Genomic DNA, 15,752 nt, shown 5'->3' with positions numbered 1-15,752 from the left:
CCTTCTGACACGCGCGCCCTGCAAAAGCGCAATTTTTCAAAGTCGTTACACTTTGAGACACAAATGCCGTTGAGCCCCCCGGCCCATTTCGGCAGTTCTCATTGGAGGACCGCCTTTAACGATGACGGAGTATAAGGAAAAGGTGCGATATCGCATTGTATGGATCACGGGAACGGCGCTGACCCTGTCTGCCTGCGCGGCCGGTCCCGACTATCGCGCCCCCGCTCCCGCCACGCTTGGCGTGCCGGCGGCCTATAGCCAGGGTGGCGCTGCACCGATCGATGAAACCGACCTCGCCAACTGGTGGACCCGCCTCAACGATCCGGCGCTGAACAGCCTGATCGACAGCGCCATCGCCCATAATCTCGACATCGTGCAGGCGCAGGCCCGGCTGCGTCAGGCACGGGAGTCGCTGCGTCAGGCCAATGCCGCCTTCCTGCCGCAAGTGAACGGTTCGGCCAGCGGCGGCAGGAATTATACGAGCCAGACCTCCGCCAACCGCTTCGATTCCAACGGCGTGCCCATCAGTTCGGGTTCCAGCCACTGGTCGAGCAGCTATTCCGTCGGCGCCAATGCAAGCTGGCAGATCGACCTGTTCGGGGAACTCTCCCGCTCTACCGAAGCAGCCCGCGCCGACCTCGCCGCCTCGGGCTACGACCTTGCCAATGTGCGGATGACGATCGTCTCCGAACTGGTCGCCAACTATGTGCAGGCGCGTCTGGCGCAGGAGCAGCTCCGCGTCGCCCGCGAAACCCAGGGCATCCAGCAGGACAATTACAATATCGCCAACTGGCGGCTCCAGGCCGGCCTCGTCTCCTCGCTGGACGAGCAGCAGGCCAAGGCCCAGCTTGCCCAGACCAACGCGACCATCCCGCAACTCGAAGCCAGCCTGAAGGGCAGCCTCAATCGCATCGCCGTCCTCACCGGACAGGCGCCGGGCGAAGCCACCCGCACGCTCGAAACCCCCGCGCCGATCCCCGCCGCCTCGACCCGGATCGCCACCGGCATCCCCGCCGACACGCTGCGCCAGCGCCCCGACGTCCGCTCCGCCGAACGCGCCCTGGCCGCCGCCACTGCCCGGATCGGCGTGGCCCAGGCGCAGCTTTACCCCTCGCTGGGCATCAGCGGCAACATCGGCACCAGCGCGAACAGCTTCAAGGATTTGTTCAGCCTGATCACCGGCGGCGTCTTCGCCAATGTGGCGCAGGTGATTTTCGACGGCGGCCGCCTCGCCTCTCAGGTCCGTTCGCAGAAAGCCGCCACGGATGGCGCCTTCGCCGCCTATAAGCAGTCGGTGCTGACCGCGCTGGAGGATGTGGAGAATGCCATGGCCTCCCTCTCCAGCGCCCGCGCCCGCAAGGCCGAATTCGCCACCGCCTACGAAGCATCCAACAGCGCCGCGATCATGGCCCGCAGCCAGTATCAGTCCGGCCTGATCGACTTCCAGACGCTGTCCCAGACCGAAAACACGCTTTTGAGCGCGCGCAACAGCCTTGCCGCAGCGCAGTCCGACGAGGTGCTTGCCATCGCCCAGCTCTACAATGCGCTGGGCGGCGGCTGGCAGAACATGGAAAACCGCCCAAATGAGCAATGATGTGACGACCGATCAGGACCTCAACGACTTTCTGGGCGCGAAGCCCGAAAAGCCGTGGCGCAAATGGGCGATCCGGGGCGGCATCGGCATCGTCCTGCTCATCCTCATCCTGCTAGTGGCGCGCTGCTTCGCGGGGGAGGACAAGCCCAATTACGCCACAAGGGAAGCGCGCAAGGGCGACCTTACCGTCTCCGTCTCCGCCACCGGGAACCTCAAACCCATCAATCAGGTCGATGTCGGCTCCGAACAGTCGGGCAAGATCACAGCCGTCTATGTCGACGTGAACGACCGCGTGACCAAGGGGCAGAAGCTGGCCGAACTCGACACCCGGCGGCTGGTGGACACGATCAACCAGAACCGGGCGCAGCTCGCCTCTTCCCAGGCCAGCGTCGCGCAGGCCCAGGCTCAGGCAGCGCTGGCGAAGGCCACGCTGGACCGCCAGCTCAACGTCTACAAGCTGTCGGGCGGCCGCGTTCCCGCCAAGACGGAGCTGGATTCGGCCCGCGCCGATTATAGTTCCGCCCTCGCCAATCTCCACTCGGCGCAGGCGCAGGTGCGCGTCTCGCAGGCGCAGCTTTCCACGGCGCAGACCAACCTTTCCATCGCCCAGATCGTCTCGCCCGTCACTGGCGTCGTCCTCTCCCGCGACATAGAGCCGGGCCAGACCGTCGCCGCCTCGCTCAACGCCCCGGTCCTCTTCACCATTGCGGAAGACCTGACCAAGATGGAGGTCGAAGTCTCCGTCGACGAAGCCGATGTCGGGCAGGTGAAGGAAGGCCAGAGCGCCAATTTCTCGGTCGACGCCTTCCCCGGCCGCACTTTCCCGGCAAGCGTGACGCGGGTCAATGTCGGCTCCAACAGCGCCAGCAGCAGTTCCTCCTCCTCATCGAGCAGCAGCACGGCGAGCAGCACCAGCGGCACCGTCGTCGCCTATACGGCGGTGCTGTCGGTGGACAATAGGGACGAAATCCTGCGCCCCGGCATGACCGCGACCGCCGACATCGTGACGCAGGAACTGCATGACGTGCTGCTTGTCCCCAACAGCGCGCTGCGTTTCAAGCCCAGCGCGGGCAAGAGCGATGGCGGCATCACCAGCCAGATCGTCCCCGGCCCCCGCCGCTTCCGCCGGGGCGGCGCCAACCGCCAGGTCAGCTTTGGCGTCGGCAGCAGCCAGACCGTCTATGTCGTGGGCGCGGACGGCAATCCCAAGGCGGTGCAGGTGATCGTCGGCGCCAGCGACGGCGCGCGCACGGTCATCACCGGCGGCGACCTTAAGCCCGGCATGCGCGTCATCACCGGCCAGCTTGCCAGCGGCCAGCAGGCGCCCGCGGAGGATCAGGCGGCCGACGGCGGATCGCAGGGCGGCAAGCCCCGCGACCGCAACCGCTCCACCGACGGCAGCCCCGCGACCGTCGGGAAGCTCGGCAATTCCGGCGACGACAAAGCGGAAACCGCGCCGGTCGCGCCCTCCGCGCCGCAAGGACAAGGCAGCGAGCCGCGCGGCACCGGCCGGCAGAGCGGGATCTGACGCCGGTGGCAGCCGATCCGATCATCTCCCTGCGCGGCGTGACCAAAATCTATGGCTCCGGCCCGACCGCCTTTCAGGCGCTGAAGGGCATCGACCTCGACATCGCGCAGGGCGATTTCGTGGCGGTCATGGGCCCGTCCGGCTCCGGCAAGTCGACGACGATGAACATTTTGGGTTGCCTCGACGTGCCTTCGGCGGGTGAGTTTCTGTTCAAGGGCCGCCATGCCGAAACGCTCGACCGCGATCAGCGCGCCCTGCTGCGCCGCCGCTATCTCGGCTTCGTGTTTCAGGGGTTCAACCTGCTCTCCCGCACCACGGCGCTGGAGAATGTCGAACTGCCGCTGCTCTATCGGGGCGAGGACAAGAAGACCCGGTATGACTCGGGCATGGCCGCGCTCGACAAGGTGGGCCTGAAGGACTGGTGGGACCACACGCCTGCGGAACTTTCCGGCGGACAGCAGCAACGGGTCGCCATCGCCCGCGCCATCGTGACCCAGCCCGACGTGCTGCTGGCGGACGAGCCGACCGGTAATCTCGATTCGGAACGCTCGGTGGAGATCATGGAACTGCTGACCGACCTCAACCGCAATAGCGGCATCACCGTGCTGATGGTGACGCATGAGCCGGATATGGCGGCGTTTGCGCGGACCATCGTGCATTTCAAGGATGGGCTGGTGGAAAGCATCGAGCAAGGGGTGAAGGCGTGATGGCGCTGCTAAAACCTTCTCCTTTGGGGGAGAAGGATACGAAGCCTTGCTCGCGCAGCGAGTTAGGCGAAGTTGGAAGAGGGGGAGAGGCGGCGCGCATCCCCCTCTCCCAGCTCCGACTAGGCAGCAAGCTGCCAAGTCTGCGCAACCCTCTCCCCGGAGGGGCGAGGGAGAGTTGAGATGCTAGGCACCACCGTCATCCTCGCCTTCCGCGCGATCAACCGACACAAGCTCCGCAGCTTTCTGACCACGCTGGGCATCATCATCGGCGTCGCTGCCGTCGTCACCATGGTCACGCTGGGGAACGGCGCCACGGCAGCCGTGCGCCAGCAAATCAGCTCGCTCGGCGCCAATGTCCTGCAACTGCGCCCCGGCCAGGGCTTCGGCCGCGGCGGCGGCGGCCCGCGCCCGCCCGACTTCAAGCCCGCCGACCTCACCGCCATCGAAAACCAGCTTACCGGCGTCCGCGCCGTCGCGCCGATGGTCCAGTCCAGCGGCACCGCAATCTATGAAGGCAGCAACTGGTCGACCACCGTCTACGGCACCACCGCCGCCTATTTCGAAGTGCAAAGCTGGAAGGCCGACACTGGCCGCCTCTTCATGCCGGAGGAGGAGGAAGCCGGAAAACCCGTCTGCATCATCGGCAATACGGTCCGCACCAACCTGTTCCAGAGCAATGATCCGGTCGGCAAGCGCATACGCATCAAGGGCGTCTCCTGCCAGGTGATCGGCGCGCTCGCGACACGGGGACAGGGCGGCTTCGGTGATCAGGACGATGTCGTCGTCATGCCGATCAAGTTCGTCCAGCGCCGCTTCACCGGAGATCGCGACATCAGCCAGATCATGGTCGCGGTGGACGACGCCTACGACACCAGCACGGTCCAGACCAGCCTGGAAGAACTGATGCGCGAGCGACGCAAGGTGAAGCCGGGCGCGGAGGATAATTTCAACGTCTTCGACACCAAGCAGATCAGCGACACGCTGACCGGCACCACCACCATATTGACCCAGATCGTGGCGGCGGTGGCGGCGATCTCCCTGCTGGTCGGCGGCATCGGCATCATGAACATCATGCTGGTTTCCGTGACGGAACGCACCCGCGAGATCGGCATCCGCCTCGCCATCGGCGCGGTCGCCCGCGAAGTGCTGATGCAGTTCCTGGTCGAAGCGATCGTGCTGTCCTGTCTGGGCGGGCTGATTGGCTTGTTCCTGGCGCTGATCGCGTCCGTCTCCATCGCGCCGCTGATGCAGGTGCCCTTCATCTTCGACGTGAAAGTGAACCTGATTGCCTTCCTCTTCTCGGCCGCGATCGGCGTCGTCTTCGGCTATTTCCCGGCCCGCCGCGCCGCCGCGCTCAACCCCATCGACGCGCTGCGCCACGAATAAGTCATGGCTCGCACATGGTCCTGCGAAGGCAGGAACACAAAAGATTCAACTCGTTACACTTTCTCACATATTTCCGAACGCCCGGCACAGTCCTGCGACAACCGCCTTCTAGGGCCCTTTCATCACGCCATGGAAAGGAAAGCCTCATGAAGACCATCGCCCTCAGCCTGACCGCCGCAGCTCTGATGCTTGGGGTTAGCCTCACTCCGTTCGCCACCGCCCGACCCGCGCCGGTCCTGGAGGGCAAGGATCATCCCATCCTGCTCCAGCGCATGGTCGTCACCGCCACCCTTCTCCCCAACTGAGACATCCTCCCCTCATCTTCGCCCAGGAGTCATCTCTCCGGGGTTTTTGTTGGGAAAACAGGCATTGCTGAACGGATATTCACACCAATTCTGCTCCTGTTACAATTTCCGACATTCTTTGCGCACGGGTGGCACAAGCCTGCGACAAACGCATCCTATCCCTGTCTTCGACGCCCGAAGCGGCGGCAAGAAATCGAGGAAGAAGGAGCAAGTCATGTTCAAGAAGTTTCTGATGGCCCTGACCGCCACCACCATGATCGCAAGCCCGATGGTCGCCTCGCAGGCGCAGGCCGCGCCCCAGCGGGAAGTCCATCAGACCGTGAAGCAAGGCCCCCACGGCCGCACCGTCACCCGGACGACCGTCATCCGCAAGGACGACCGCCGCGACAATCATCGCCGTTGGGCCAAGGACCAGCGCTTCGACCGCCGTTATGCGACCAGCTATCGCGTGATCGACAATTATCGCGGCTATCGCCTGCGCACCCCGCCGCGCGGTTATCACTGGGTCCGCTCGGGCAATGACGCGGTGCTGGTTGCGATCACCAGCGGCATCATCGCCTCGGTCATCACCGGCGCGATCCGCTAAGCCGGATTAAGACAAGGAAACGCCCCGGAGCCACCGCTCCGGGGCGTTTTCCTATACCAGCCCCGTCAGATAATAGACCGCGATCACCACGAACACGGTGAAGGTCTTTATCAGGGTCAGCGCGAAAATATCCTTATAGGCCTGCCGATGGGTCAGACCCGTCACCGCCAGCAGCGTGATCACCGCCCCATTGTGCGGCAGGCTGTCCATTCCCCCGCTCGCCATCGACGCCACGCGATGCAGCACCTCGCGCGGGATGCCCGCCGCATCGCCCGCCGCCGCGAATTGTTCCGCCATGGCCGCCAGCGCGATCGACAGCCCTCCCGAAGCCGACCCCGTGATCCCGGCCAGCGAGGTCACGGTGATCGCTTCATTGACCAGAGGATTGGGCACGGCCTTCAGCGCCTCCTTCACCGCCAGAAAGCCGGGAAGCGCCGCGATCACCGCCCCGAACCCATATTCGACCGCCGTATTCATGCCCGCCAGCAAGGCTCCGCCCACCGCCGCCCGCGACCCATCGGCAAAGCGCCGCGCCACTTGCGCGAAGGCGAAAAGCAGGATCGTCGCGATCCCCGCCAGCAAAGCGCCCTCCACCGCCCAGAGCGCCGAGACTTGGGCCACCTTCACCACCACAGGCTCGGTCAAGCCCACCAGCGATACGCTGACCTCCTCCCCCGGCACCATACGGGGGATGACCATGGTCAGCGCCAGATTCCCCAGCCCCACGACCAATAACGGCAACAAGGCGATCACAGGATGCGCGGACCGCTCCCCCACGTCCACCGCGTCCGGCTCGTTCACCAGCGTCTCCGGCGCGCCATAGCCCTCGCCCGCCGCCTGCATCGCACGCCGCCGCCAGCCGAGATAGGCCAGCCCCAGCCCCATGATACAGAGCGACCCGATCAGCCCCAGCACCGGCGCCGCCCAGGTCGTCGTTCCGAAAAAGCTGGTCGGGATGATATTCTGGATCTGCGGCGTCCCCGGCATCGCATCCATGGTGAAGGTGATCGCCCCCAGCCCGATCGTCGCGGGCACCAACCGCTTGGGAATATCGCCCTGCCGGAACATCTCGGCGGCGAAGGGATAGACGGCGAACACCGCCACGAAGACCGAAACCCCGCCATAGGTCAGCAGCGCCGTCACCAGCATGATCGCCGGGATCGCCCTCTGCGCGCCGACAAGCCGGATCACCGCCGTCACGATCACCCGCGAAAAACCCGAAATCTCGATCAGCTTCCCGAATAGTGCGCCCAGCAGGAAGACCGGGAAATAGAGCTTCAGGAAGCTCCCTACCTTCTCCATGAAGAGTCCTGAAAAGACGGCGGGCACGGCGGCCGGATCGGTCAGGAACACCGCCAGCATCGCCAGCAGCGGCGCCATCACTATGACGCTCATCCCCCGATAGGCCGCGATCATCAGCAATATCAGCGACAAGGCCGCGATCCCGACCGCCATAAGATACCCCCCTTCAATCCCGACATCCGTTCGCACTGTTTGATCGAGCCACTTTTCTCGATAAAATGTCGAAGTGCTTTTCTTTCTTTTTATGAGGATAAGAGGAAGTAAGGGGCTTCGACAAGCTCAACCCGAACGGCGGATTTGCGGCTTGGTTCTGCACCAATCCGTCCTTGCCTTTCCCCCGCATTTCCGTCATAGGCGCCGCTTCGCACGACCACGGGGTGACTCGCGGCCGCGTGGAAGAATGCTTTTAGACGACAGCCGGAGGGGCGTTCCACATGGGGTGGGCGTCAGCGATCGGCCAACAGATGAGGCAATACCCATGGCTCTTTACGAGCATGTGTTCCTTGCGCGCCAGGATCTGGCACAGGCGCAGGTGGACACTCTGGCGGAAACCGCCACCAAGATCGTCGAGGAAAATGCTGGCAAGGTGACCAAGGTGGAAACCTGGGGCCTGCGCAGCCTCGCGTACAAGATCGCCAAGAACCGCAAGGCGCACTATGTGATGCTCAACATCGACGCCCCCGCCGGCGTCGTTGCTGAGCTGGAGCGCCAGACCCAGATCAACGAAGACATCATCCGCTACATGACCATCAAGGTCGATGAGCTGGAAGGTGGCCCTTCGGTCATGATGCGCAAGCAGGAACGCTCCGAGCGTGGTGATCGCGGCCCCCGCGGTGACCGTGGCGATCGCGGCCCCCGAGGTGATCGCGAAGATCGTGGCCCGCGCCGCGACCGCGAAGAAGCCGCCCCGGCCGGCGAATAAGGAGATCTGACCAATGGCACGCCCGTTTTTCCGCCGCCGCAAGAGCTGCCCCTTCGCCGCCAAGGATGCGCCGAAGATCGATTATAAGGACGTCCGTCTGCTTCAGGGCTTCGTGTCCGAGCGCGGCAAGATCGTCCCCAGCCGCATCACCGCGGTTTCCGCCAAGAAGCAGCGCGAGCTGGCCCAGGCCATCAAGCGCGCCCGTCATCTGGGCCTGCTGCCCTACATCGTGAAGTGAGGGAGTAAGACTCATGGAAATCATTCTCCTCGAACGGATCGAGAAGCTGGGCGCCATCGGTGACGTCGTCACCGTGAAGGATGGTTACGCGCGTAACTATCTGCTGCCCAACAAGAAGGCGCTGCGCTCCAACAACGCCAACAAGAAGGTCTTCGAAGCCAACCGCGCGAAGATCGAAGCCGACAACGCCGCCCGCCGCACGGACGCCGAAAAGGCTGCCGAAGGCGTCAACGGCAAGCAGATCGTCCTGATCCGCCAGTCGTCCAACGCCGGCCACCTCTATGGTTCGGTCGCCGTCCGTGACGTCGTCGAAGCGCTGCACGCTGACGGCGTGACCAACGTCACCAAGGCGATGGTCGTGCTGGAACGCCCGATCAAGACCCTGGGCGTCTTCGACGTCAAGGTTGCGCTGCACCCCGAAGTCGCGGTCACCATCACGGTGAACGTCGCCCGCTCGCCGGAAGAAGCCGATCTGCAGTCGCAGGGCGTGGACGTGATGGCCGACCTGTTCGAAAAGGACGAGAGCGGCTTCACCGAAGATTATGATCCGAACGCGGAACCCGGCGAAATCGCCGTGGAAGCCGAAGAAGCCCCGGCCGAAGAAGCCTGAGTTTCGACATCGGACCGAACAGAGAAGCCGCCCTTCACCGGGCGGCTTTTTTGTTGGGGATGGCGGCTGGTGGCCAATAGCGGACGTTAAGCGCGCCGTGTTCCTGCGAAGGCAGGAACCCAGTTCAGACGATGCAATGATACACGGAGGGCAGAACTGGGCTCCTGCCTGCGCAGGAGCACGGCATACTTCAAGGAAAGCTGACTGTCCGCCAACCACCCCTTCCATCGACCTTCACTCTTCCCCCTCGACAACCGCCCCAATTCCCGTCACCCATTCCCAAACCGAAGGGGACATTCATGCACGCCATTACCGCGTCACGACGGGCCAAGTCCTTTTCCCGCAAGCCGCTTCTGGCGGCGCTTCTGTTCCTCATCTGCTCCCTGCTGTTCTTCTGGCCCGGCATCGCGGAATATGACACCATCGTTCAATATCAACAGCTTCTGACACGAAGCTATGACGACTGGCACCCACCCGTCATGGCGCGCCTCTGGTCGCTCCTGTCCTTCTCCGGACCCGGCGCCGCCCCCCTGTTCGTCCTCCAGATCGCCACCTATTGGCTGGGCCTTGGCCTGCTTGCCCAGGCCCTCGGCGGCCGCAAGGCCATCGCCCTGCTCCTGATCGGCGCCAATCCCCTGCTGCTCGGCTGGCTCGCCATCGTGATCAAGGACAGTCAGGCAATCGGCGCGCTGGCCCTCGCCACCGGCATCATCGGCACATACCGTCTGCGCAACCGGCCGCTTCCGGTGCCGGCGCTTCTCATCGCGATCCTCTGCCTCGCTTATGCCACGCTGCTTCGCGCCAATGCGGCCTTCTCCACCGTCCCGCTGACGATGCTGCTGATCCCCTATCCCCGGAACGGCCTCGCCCGCCTGGCCGTGACCGTCGCGGCCATCCCCGCCGTCCTGCTCCTGTCCCAGCCGATCAACCACGGCCTGCTCGGCGCCAGGGACAGCGGCGTCCGCCGCACCCAGCCCATTTATGATCTCGCCGCCATCGCCGTCAGGACGGGCGACGCGCCCAGCCTTCCCCCGCAAGCCGCCCCATCGCTGGCGGCCCATCATTGCGTGCTCCCCCTGTTCTGGGACCCTCTGGGCGACGCGCCCGATTGCGCGGCGCTCATCCGTGCCTGGGACAAGGCGCCGGTTGGCCCGCTCTATCGCCTATGGGCCAGCGCCGCGCTTGCCCACCCCGTCGCTTATCTGGCGCACCGGCTCGCCCATCTGAATTCGACAGAACGCTGGCTGATACCCTATCACTGGCCGCTGGCCGCGCCGCCCGCCCATGGCGAGCCCAATCGCCTCGGCCTCGCCAGTCCCGCCAACCCCTTGGTTATCCCATGGCAGAAATCAGCCGGCTGGCTCACCGAAATGCCGGTCGCCTGGCCGATCTTCTGGGTCGTGGCCGCGCTATGGGGCCTGTGGAACCTCCGCGGCCAGCCGCCATCCGCCCCGCGCGATCTGGCCCTCGCCCTGTTCACCTCCGCGCTTTTCCAGGAGGCGAGCTTCCTCGCGCTCAGCATATCGTCGGACCTGCGCTATCATCTCTGGGCGATGATGGCGTCGGCGCTGGGCTGGCTGATCCTCTGGCCGCCCCGGCCTTCCCTCCGCGCCACCGGGCCAGCGATCCTCGCTTTCGCCCTGCTGATCCTGTCGGGAACGGCGGCCCGCGTCATGCTGCCTCCACCGACCGCTCAGGATATGGGCCAGGCGCAATGACGCCGGCCGGCCGCCGATGCGCCGCGATGCAGGACAGGACGCTCAGCACCACCAGCCCGAAAGCCATCGCCTCCAGCAAGGTCGGCCAGCGCTGCTCCCATAAGAAGCCGTAGAGCAGCGCAAACATCGTCTCGAACAGGATCATCTGTCCGACCAGCGTCAGCGGCAGCAACCGGCTCATCCGGTTCCACAACGCATTGCCCGCGATCGAACACAGCATCGCCACGCCCAGCGAAACCGCTCCGAGTTGCGCCCAGGCCAGCCCGTCATGATGACCGAACCCCCATAGCAGCGCCACCGGCACCAGCAGCAGCGCCTGCCCGCCCGTGACGATCCCCGTCAACAGGTTCCAGTCATGCGCCGAAACCTGCCGCAGCCGCCCGAGCCACCGGCTGTTCCCCACCGCATAAGCCGTCCAGGACAGCAGCGCGCCGATGGCGCAGAGCAGGCCGGTCAGTTGCTTCCCGACTGTGCCCGAGGCTGGCAGGGCCACCGCCTGCCACCCGATGCAAAGCGCCCCTGCCGCGCACAGCGACAGGGAAGGCGCCAGCCGGCGCAGCGGCGCCGCATCGCGGTCCCGGCTGCCGATGATCGTCACCGCCACGGGAAGAAAGCCGATGACCAGCGAAGTCATCGCAATCCCGCCCCTCTGCACCGCGCTCGACAGCAGCAGGTAGTAAAGCGTGTTCCCCGCCAAAGCGAGCCATGCCAGAGCCAGCCATTCCCGCCGCTCGATCCGGGGCGCCAGCGTCCGCCAGCGCGGCGCGATCAGCACCGCCGACATTGCCCCATAGGAAAGATAGCGCCCCAATGTCAGTTCCAGCGGCCCGAAAGCGCGCACCAGTTCCGGCGCCAGAAACACCAGCCCCCACAGCGCGCCCGCGCCCATGCCGCACAGGATCCCGACCAAGTTGCCCGACCGATCCGCCATCCCTTCACCCTTGCCCAATATCAAAAGGGGTTCGGGAAATATCATCATCCGGGCAAGAAATGTGCTCTTGATTGCTCCTGCAAATGCAACAATTACTCGCTCATGCCCGATCTTCGCCGTCCGCTCGACCTCTTCGACCGCGCGATCCTGCGCATCGTCCAGCGCGACAACAAGGTGCCGCAGCGGACCATCGCGGAAGCGGTAAACCTCTCCACCGCCGCCGTCCAACGCCGCATCGCCGCCATGGAAAAGGCGGGAATCATCGCCCGCAATGTGGCGATCCTGGACCCCGACGCGCTGTCGCTCGCCATCACCGCGATCGTGGAGGTCCACCTCACTGACGAGAAATCCGCGACGGTCGACCGCGCCAAGGCCCTGTTCCACGCCGCGCCGGAGGTTCAGCAATGCTATTATGTGACCGGCGGCACCAGCTTCGTGCTGGTCATCCTGTCGCCCGACATGCGCAGCTATGAAGCCATCACCCGCCGCCTGTTCGCGGAAAACGAGTCCGTCGCCAGCTTCCGCACGCTGGTCGCGCTCGACCGGGTCAAGTCGGACACGCAAATCCCCATTCCCTGAAGCACCAGACACATGTCGGAATATGAGCGAATTCAAATGGCTTATCGTCATCCCAGCGAAAGCTGGGATGACGATTTGGATGGGATGACGGTTTAATGATGGCTCATCCCTTTCCTCCTGGATCGAATTGCCGCATGGCCACCATCATCATCGTGGCGCCCAAGTCACCCAAATCCACTTCCTCCCTTCCCTCCCTCCCCAAGCTTGCTCTATGGCGGGGACGAATTTCCCAAGGGGAACGACAACTTGATCCTTGACCTTGCCGCCGCCGCTTCGGGCGCCATCCGCTTCGACCAGCTCGGCCTTAGCCCGGTCGCGCTCGACCTCGGCTTCTTCACGCTGAAATGGTACAGCCTCGCCTATCTGGCGGGCATATTGATCGGCTACTGGTATCTGCTGAAGCTGATCGCCCAGCCCGGATCACCCATGGCGCGCCGCCATGCCGACGACATGATCTTCTACGCGACGCTAGGCATCATCATCGGCGGGCGGCTGGCCTATGTCTTCTTCTACCAGCCCGAAATATTGGCGCACCCGCTCGACATCTTCAAGCTTTGGAACGGCGGCATGTCCTTCCATGGCGGGGCGATCGGCGTGTCGCTCGGCATCCTCTACATGGCGCGCAAGGAGAAGCTCTCCTGGCTGCGCATCCATGATTTCGTGGCCTGCTGCGTCCCCTTCGGCCTGTTCTTCGGCCGCCTCGCCAATTTCGTGAACGGGGAATTGTGGGGCAAGGAAACCGACGTGCCCTGGGCGATCATCTTCCCGACCGGCGGTCCCTTCCCCCGCCATCCGAGCCAGCTTTACGAAGCCTTTCTCGAAGGCATAGTGCTGTTCCTCATTCTGGCCTTCGCTTTCTGGAAGACCCGCGCCCGCTACAAGCCCGGCATGCTCGTCGGCATCTTTCTGCTGAGCTATGGCATCTTCCGCTTCGGCGTCGAATATTTCCGGGAGGCGGACGCCCAGCTCATGGAATTCGCCGCCCGCACCGGCCTGCACATGGGCCAGTGGCTGTGCGTGCCGATGATCCTGGGCGGCCTCTACCTGATCGTCACCGCCAAAGGCCGCCGCGTCCGCGTCGAACCCACCGCAGGCAGCGCGAGTGTCAGTTGAGCTGACCTTGTCCGAACGGCTCGCCCGCCAGATCGCGGCGGGCGGCCCGATCTCCGTCGCCCATTATATGGCGGAGGCGAACCAGCATTATTACGGCACCCGCGATCCGCTGGGCGTGGCGGGCGACTTCACCACCGCGCCCGAAATCAGCCAGATGTTCGGGGAATTGATCGGCCTCTGCCTCGCGGACGTCTGGATGCGATCCGGCAGCCGTCCGGAAGCTCACTATGTCGAATTGGGGCCGGGCCGCGGCACGCTCGCTTCCGACGCGCTGCGGGCCATGGCCGGCGCCGCGCTCCATCCCCGCGTCCATTTCGTGGAAACCAGCCCCAGCCTGCGCGAACGGCAAAGCGCCCTGATCCCCAATGTCCTGCACCATGACGCCGTGTCCAGCCTGCCGGAGCAGGGGCCGCTGCTGGTCGTCGCCAATGAATTTTTCGACGCCCTGCCCGTCCGGCAGCTTGTCCGCGTCGGCCAGGAATGGCGCGAGCGGGTGGTCGTCCGCCCCGATGCGGATGAACCCAACCGCTTCGCCCCCATGCCGGGTTATCGCCGCATCGAATCGGGCATCCCCGCCATGGCCGCCGACGCGCCTGAGGGCACGATCCTCGAAATGCCGCTCGCCGGATCGGCCGTCGCGCTGGAACTGGCGCATCGCATTGCGCGGCAAGGCGGAGCAGCGATCATCGTGGATTATGGCTATGAAGGCCCCGCGACCGGCGACACGCTCCAGGCGGTCAGGGCGCATCGCTATGCCGATCCGTTTCTGGAGCCGGGCGAGAGCGACCTCACCACCCATGTCGATTTCACGATGATCGGCAATATGGCGCGCCAAGCCGGGTTGCGGGTGACGCGGACGGTCGGTCAGGGCTCATTCCTGCGCCGGCTCGGCATCGACGCCCGCGCCGATCAGCTCCGCCGGACAGCGCCCGCCCGCGCGGAGGAAGTGGAGGCTGCTCGCCATCGGCTGACCGCCGACGAGGCGATGGGAAGCTTGTTCAAGGCCATGGCCTGGGTTCACCCGGACTGGGCCGACCCGGCGGGGTTTGAGGGATAAGGATTTGACGGAAGCATATTGTGCTCCTGCGAAGGCAGGAGTCTAGTTGAAACGCCAGAACTAGGCTCCTGCCTTCGCAGGAGCACGGTGCGCCCAGACCCTCAATCGTCCTGATGATAGCGGCTGAGCTTGCGGATGAAGCCGATCAGCCCTGTCTGCCGGCTGCGCTTCATGCGTTCGGCATGCAGGATGGTCTGGACGCGCTGGAAACAATCCTCCGCATCGACATTGCAGAGGACATAATCATAGCCGTCCCAATGCGCGATTTCCCCAGCGGCACGGGACATACGGCCCTCGATCACCTCATTGCTGTCGGTCGCCCGGCCCCGCAGACGGCGCTCCAGCTCCTCCATCGACGGCGGCAGGATGAAGATGCGGACGACATCTCCCCCGGCGATCTGGTGGAGCTGCTGCGCGCCCTGCCAGTCGATGTCGAACAGGACGTCGCGCCCCGACTTCAGCATCGCCTCCACCGGCGCGCGCGGCGTGCCGTAGCGCTGGCCGAAGACATGCGCCCATTCCAGGAACTCGTGGTCGGCGGTCATCCGCCGGAATTCCTCCAGATCGACGAAATGATAATCCTTGCCGTCGACTTCGCCCGGCCGCACCGGCCGCGTCGTTGCGGACACCGACATCGCCAGATCCGGCTCGGCGGCGAGCAACTTGCGCGCAATGGTGGATTTACCGGCGCCCGAAGGCGAGGAGAGAACGAACAGGACGCCGCGGCGCTTGAAATCGGGCGTCTCGATAGAGGTGCTGTCGGCCATGGCCGCTAGTGCCGCCATGGATGCGATTTGGCAAGAGGAACTATCCGGGCGTCAGCCTTTGCGGGCTTTGCGCGCCTCTTCGATCAGGATCGGCTGCGCGCTTTTGTCCGGCAGCGCCTTGGTCTTGCGCTTCCGGTCCGCTTCGCGCTTCGCCTCATAGATCTTGCCCGCCATATAGGCGCCGGTGACGAACAAGGCTCCGGCGGGATAGCGCATGATCAGCCGCTTGGCGCCCATGCCCGCAAGCAGGCCGATCACGCCCTTCTTGCCGGTATCCGCGGCCACGCGGGCGGCGACGACCGTGGCCCCGACACGCGCCGCCTTCTTGAGCAGCCCATCCTTGCGCGGCGGGCGGACGGCGATCAGCGGCTTGTCGGGCGATTTGTTCCTCATGGGGCGTCAATGTACC

General features: G+C 64.8%; 17 protein-coding genes. 13 read left to right on the top strand and 4 right to left on the bottom strand.

The window, feature by feature from the left end:
- Positions 1 to 121: 121 nt before the first annotated feature.
- From HUK72_RS02130 to HUK72_RS02105, 6 genes are all read left to right on the top strand, one after another.
- Complete coding sequence (locus tag HUK72_RS02130) at positions 122 to 1,594, top strand: efflux transporter outer membrane subunit (protein WP_176595325.1); 1,473 nt, start codon at positions 122 to 124, stop codon at positions 1,592 to 1,594.
- On the top strand, positions 1,584 to 3,122 hold the full coding sequence (locus HUK72_RS02125) for an efflux RND transporter periplasmic adaptor subunit (RefSeq protein WP_176595324.1): 1,539 nt from the start codon (positions 1,584 to 1,586) through the stop codon (positions 3,120 to 3,122). Before HUK72_RS02130 ends, HUK72_RS02125 begins: the two co-directional genes overlap by 11 nt.
- A gap of 5 nt (positions 3,123 to 3,127) precedes the next feature.
- A complete protein-coding gene (locus HUK72_RS02120) occupies positions 3,128 to 3,829 on the top strand; it encodes an ABC transporter ATP-binding protein (protein WP_176595323.1) in 702 nt (233 codons plus the stop codon).
- A 180-nt stretch (positions 3,830 to 4,009) separates the two neighbouring features.
- Positions 4,010 to 5,215 (top strand): ABC transporter permease, encoded by a 1,206-nt coding sequence (locus HUK72_RS02115; RefSeq protein WP_176595322.1) that lies wholly within the window; start codon positions 4,010 to 4,012, stop codon positions 5,213 to 5,215.
- A 146-nt stretch (positions 5,216 to 5,361) separates the two neighbouring features.
- The gene (locus HUK72_RS02110; RefSeq protein WP_176595321.1) at positions 5,362 to 5,520 is read left to right on the top strand and encodes a hypothetical protein; all 159 of its coding nucleotides are present in this window, start codon (positions 5,362 to 5,364) and stop codon (positions 5,518 to 5,520) included.
- 214 nt (positions 5,521 to 5,734) lie between these two features.
- Complete coding sequence (locus HUK72_RS02105) at positions 5,735 to 6,106, top strand: RcnB family protein (RefSeq protein ID WP_176595320.1); 372 nt, start codon at positions 5,735 to 5,737, stop codon at positions 6,104 to 6,106.
- Between the two features lie 51 nt (positions 6,107 to 6,157).
- On the opposite strand, the gene HUK72_RS02100 is transcribed toward HUK72_RS02105, so the two are convergent.
- The gene (locus HUK72_RS02100) at positions 6,158 to 7,561 is read right to left on the bottom strand and encodes a GntP family permease (protein WP_176595319.1); all 1,404 of its coding nucleotides are present in this window, start codon (positions 7,559 to 7,561) and stop codon (positions 6,158 to 6,160) included.
- A gap of 325 nt (positions 7,562 to 7,886) precedes the next feature.
- On the opposite strand from HUK72_RS02100, the gene rpsF reads away from it, so the two are divergent.
- From rpsF to HUK72_RS02080, 4 genes are all read left to right on the top strand, one after another.
- Entirely contained in the window at positions 7,887 to 8,330 is a 444-nt protein-coding gene (gene rpsF, locus HUK72_RS02095) for a 30S ribosomal protein S6 (RefSeq protein WP_176595318.1), read from the top strand.
- A gap of 13 nt (positions 8,331 to 8,343) precedes the next feature.
- The gene (gene rpsR / locus HUK72_RS02090; RefSeq protein ID WP_004212076.1) at positions 8,344 to 8,568 is read left to right on the top strand and encodes a 30S ribosomal protein S18; all 225 of its coding nucleotides are present in this window, start codon (positions 8,344 to 8,346) and stop codon (positions 8,566 to 8,568) included.
- 13 nt (positions 8,569 to 8,581) lie between these two features.
- A complete protein-coding gene (rplI, locus tag HUK72_RS02085) occupies positions 8,582 to 9,178 on the top strand; it encodes a 50S ribosomal protein L9 (RefSeq protein WP_176595317.1) in 597 nt (198 codons plus the stop codon).
- A 299-nt stretch (positions 9,179 to 9,477) separates the two neighbouring features.
- Positions 9,478 to 10,896, top strand: coding sequence for a hypothetical protein (locus HUK72_RS02080; protein ID WP_255325586.1), 1,419 nt, complete (start codon positions 9,478 to 9,480; stop codon positions 10,894 to 10,896).
- Here the strand turns inward: HUK72_RS02080 and HUK72_RS02075 are convergent.
- Positions 10,850 to 11,827, bottom strand: coding sequence for a DMT family transporter (locus HUK72_RS02075; RefSeq protein ID WP_176595316.1), 978 nt, complete (start codon positions 11,825 to 11,827; stop codon positions 10,850 to 10,852). The genes HUK72_RS02080 and HUK72_RS02075 overlap by 47 nt on opposite strands.
- Before the next feature lie 102 nt (positions 11,828 to 11,929).
- Between HUK72_RS02075 and HUK72_RS02070 the strand changes: the two genes are divergently transcribed.
- The 3 genes from HUK72_RS02070 to HUK72_RS02060 all read left to right on the top strand — a co-directional run bounded on the left by HUK72_RS02070 (position 11,930) and on the right by HUK72_RS02060 (position 14,576).
- Complete coding sequence (locus HUK72_RS02070) at positions 11,930 to 12,406, top strand: Lrp/AsnC family transcriptional regulator (protein WP_176595315.1); 477 nt, start codon at positions 11,930 to 11,932, stop codon at positions 12,404 to 12,406.
- Positions 12,407 to 12,652: 246 nt separating this feature from the next.
- On the top strand, positions 12,653 to 13,519 hold the full coding sequence (gene lgt, locus HUK72_RS02065; RefSeq protein ID WP_176595314.1) for a prolipoprotein diacylglyceryl transferase: 867 nt from the start codon (positions 12,653 to 12,655) through the stop codon (positions 13,517 to 13,519).
- Positions 13,509 to 14,576, top strand: a complete 1,068-nt coding sequence (locus HUK72_RS02060; RefSeq protein ID WP_176595313.1) for an SAM-dependent methyltransferase — start codon at positions 13,509 to 13,511, stop codon at positions 14,574 to 14,576. The genes lgt and HUK72_RS02060 overlap by 11 nt, the downstream gene beginning before the upstream one ends.
- Positions 14,577 to 14,677: 101 nt before the next feature.
- On the opposite strand, the gene gmk is transcribed toward HUK72_RS02060, so the two are convergent.
- Entirely contained in the window at positions 14,678 to 15,343 is a 666-nt protein-coding gene (gene gmk, locus HUK72_RS02055) for a guanylate kinase (RefSeq protein ID WP_176595312.1), read from the bottom strand.
- Positions 15,344 to 15,394: 51 nt separating this feature from the next.
- Entirely contained in the window at positions 15,395 to 15,736 is a 342-nt protein-coding gene (locus tag HUK72_RS02050; protein WP_176595311.1) for a hypothetical protein, read from the bottom strand.
- Positions 15,737 to 15,752 lie beyond the last annotated feature (16 nt).

This window comes from Sphingobium sp. 15-1 (assembly GCF_013375535.1).
In the GTDB taxonomy this organism is placed as follows: Bacteria; Pseudomonadota; Alphaproteobacteria; order Sphingomonadales; family Sphingomonadaceae; genus Sphingobium; species Sphingobium aromaticivastans.
Note: the sequence above shows the minus strand (reverse complement) of the source record. Positions and strands in the feature narration are given on the sequence as shown.

What these genes read in the sequence shown, in the direction of transcription:
- HUK72_RS02110 (WP_176595321.1), top strand. Translation starts at nt 5,362, where the DNA reads ATGAAGACCATCGCCCTCAGCCTGACCGCCGCAGCTCTGATGCTTGGG.
- HUK72_RS02075 (WP_176595316.1), bottom strand. Translation starts at nt 11,827, where the DNA reads ATGGCGGATCGGTCGGGCAACTTGGTCGGGATCCTGTGCGGCATGGGC.
- rpsF (WP_176595318.1), top strand. Translation starts at nt 7,887, where the DNA reads ATGGCTCTTTACGAGCATGTGTTCCTTGCGCGCCAGGATCTGGCACAG.
- rplI (WP_176595317.1), top strand. Translation starts at nt 8,582, where the DNA reads ATGGAAATCATTCTCCTCGAACGGATCGAGAAGCTGGGCGCCATCGGT.
- HUK72_RS02100 (WP_176595319.1), bottom strand. Translation starts at nt 7,561, where the DNA reads ATGGCGGTCGGGATCGCGGCCTTGTCGCTGATATTGCTGATGATCGCG.
- gmk (WP_176595312.1), bottom strand. Translation starts at nt 15,343, where the DNA reads ATGGCCGACAGCACCTCTATCGAGACGCCCGATTTCAAGCGCCGCGGC.
- HUK72_RS02115 (WP_176595322.1), top strand. Translation starts at nt 4,010, where the DNA reads ATGCTAGGCACCACCGTCATCCTCGCCTTCCGCGCGATCAACCGACAC.
- HUK72_RS02080 (WP_255325586.1), top strand. Translation starts at nt 9,478, where the DNA reads ATGCACGCCATTACCGCGTCACGACGGGCCAAGTCCTTTTCCCGCAAG.
- HUK72_RS02050 (WP_176595311.1), bottom strand. Translation starts at nt 15,736, where the DNA reads ATGAGGAACAAATCGCCCGACAAGCCGCTGATCGCCGTCCGCCCGCCG.
- HUK72_RS02130 (WP_176595325.1), top strand. Translation starts at nt 122, where the DNA reads ATGACGGAGTATAAGGAAAAGGTGCGATATCGCATTGTATGGATCACG.
- HUK72_RS02070 (WP_176595315.1), top strand. Translation starts at nt 11,930, where the DNA reads ATGCCCGATCTTCGCCGTCCGCTCGACCTCTTCGACCGCGCGATCCTG.
- HUK72_RS02125 (WP_176595324.1), top strand. Translation starts at nt 1,584, where the DNA reads ATGAGCAATGATGTGACGACCGATCAGGACCTCAACGACTTTCTGGGC.
- rpsR (WP_004212076.1), top strand. Translation starts at nt 8,344, where the DNA reads ATGGCACGCCCGTTTTTCCGCCGCCGCAAGAGCTGCCCCTTCGCCGCC.
- HUK72_RS02105 (WP_176595320.1), top strand. Translation starts at nt 5,735, where the DNA reads ATGTTCAAGAAGTTTCTGATGGCCCTGACCGCCACCACCATGATCGCA.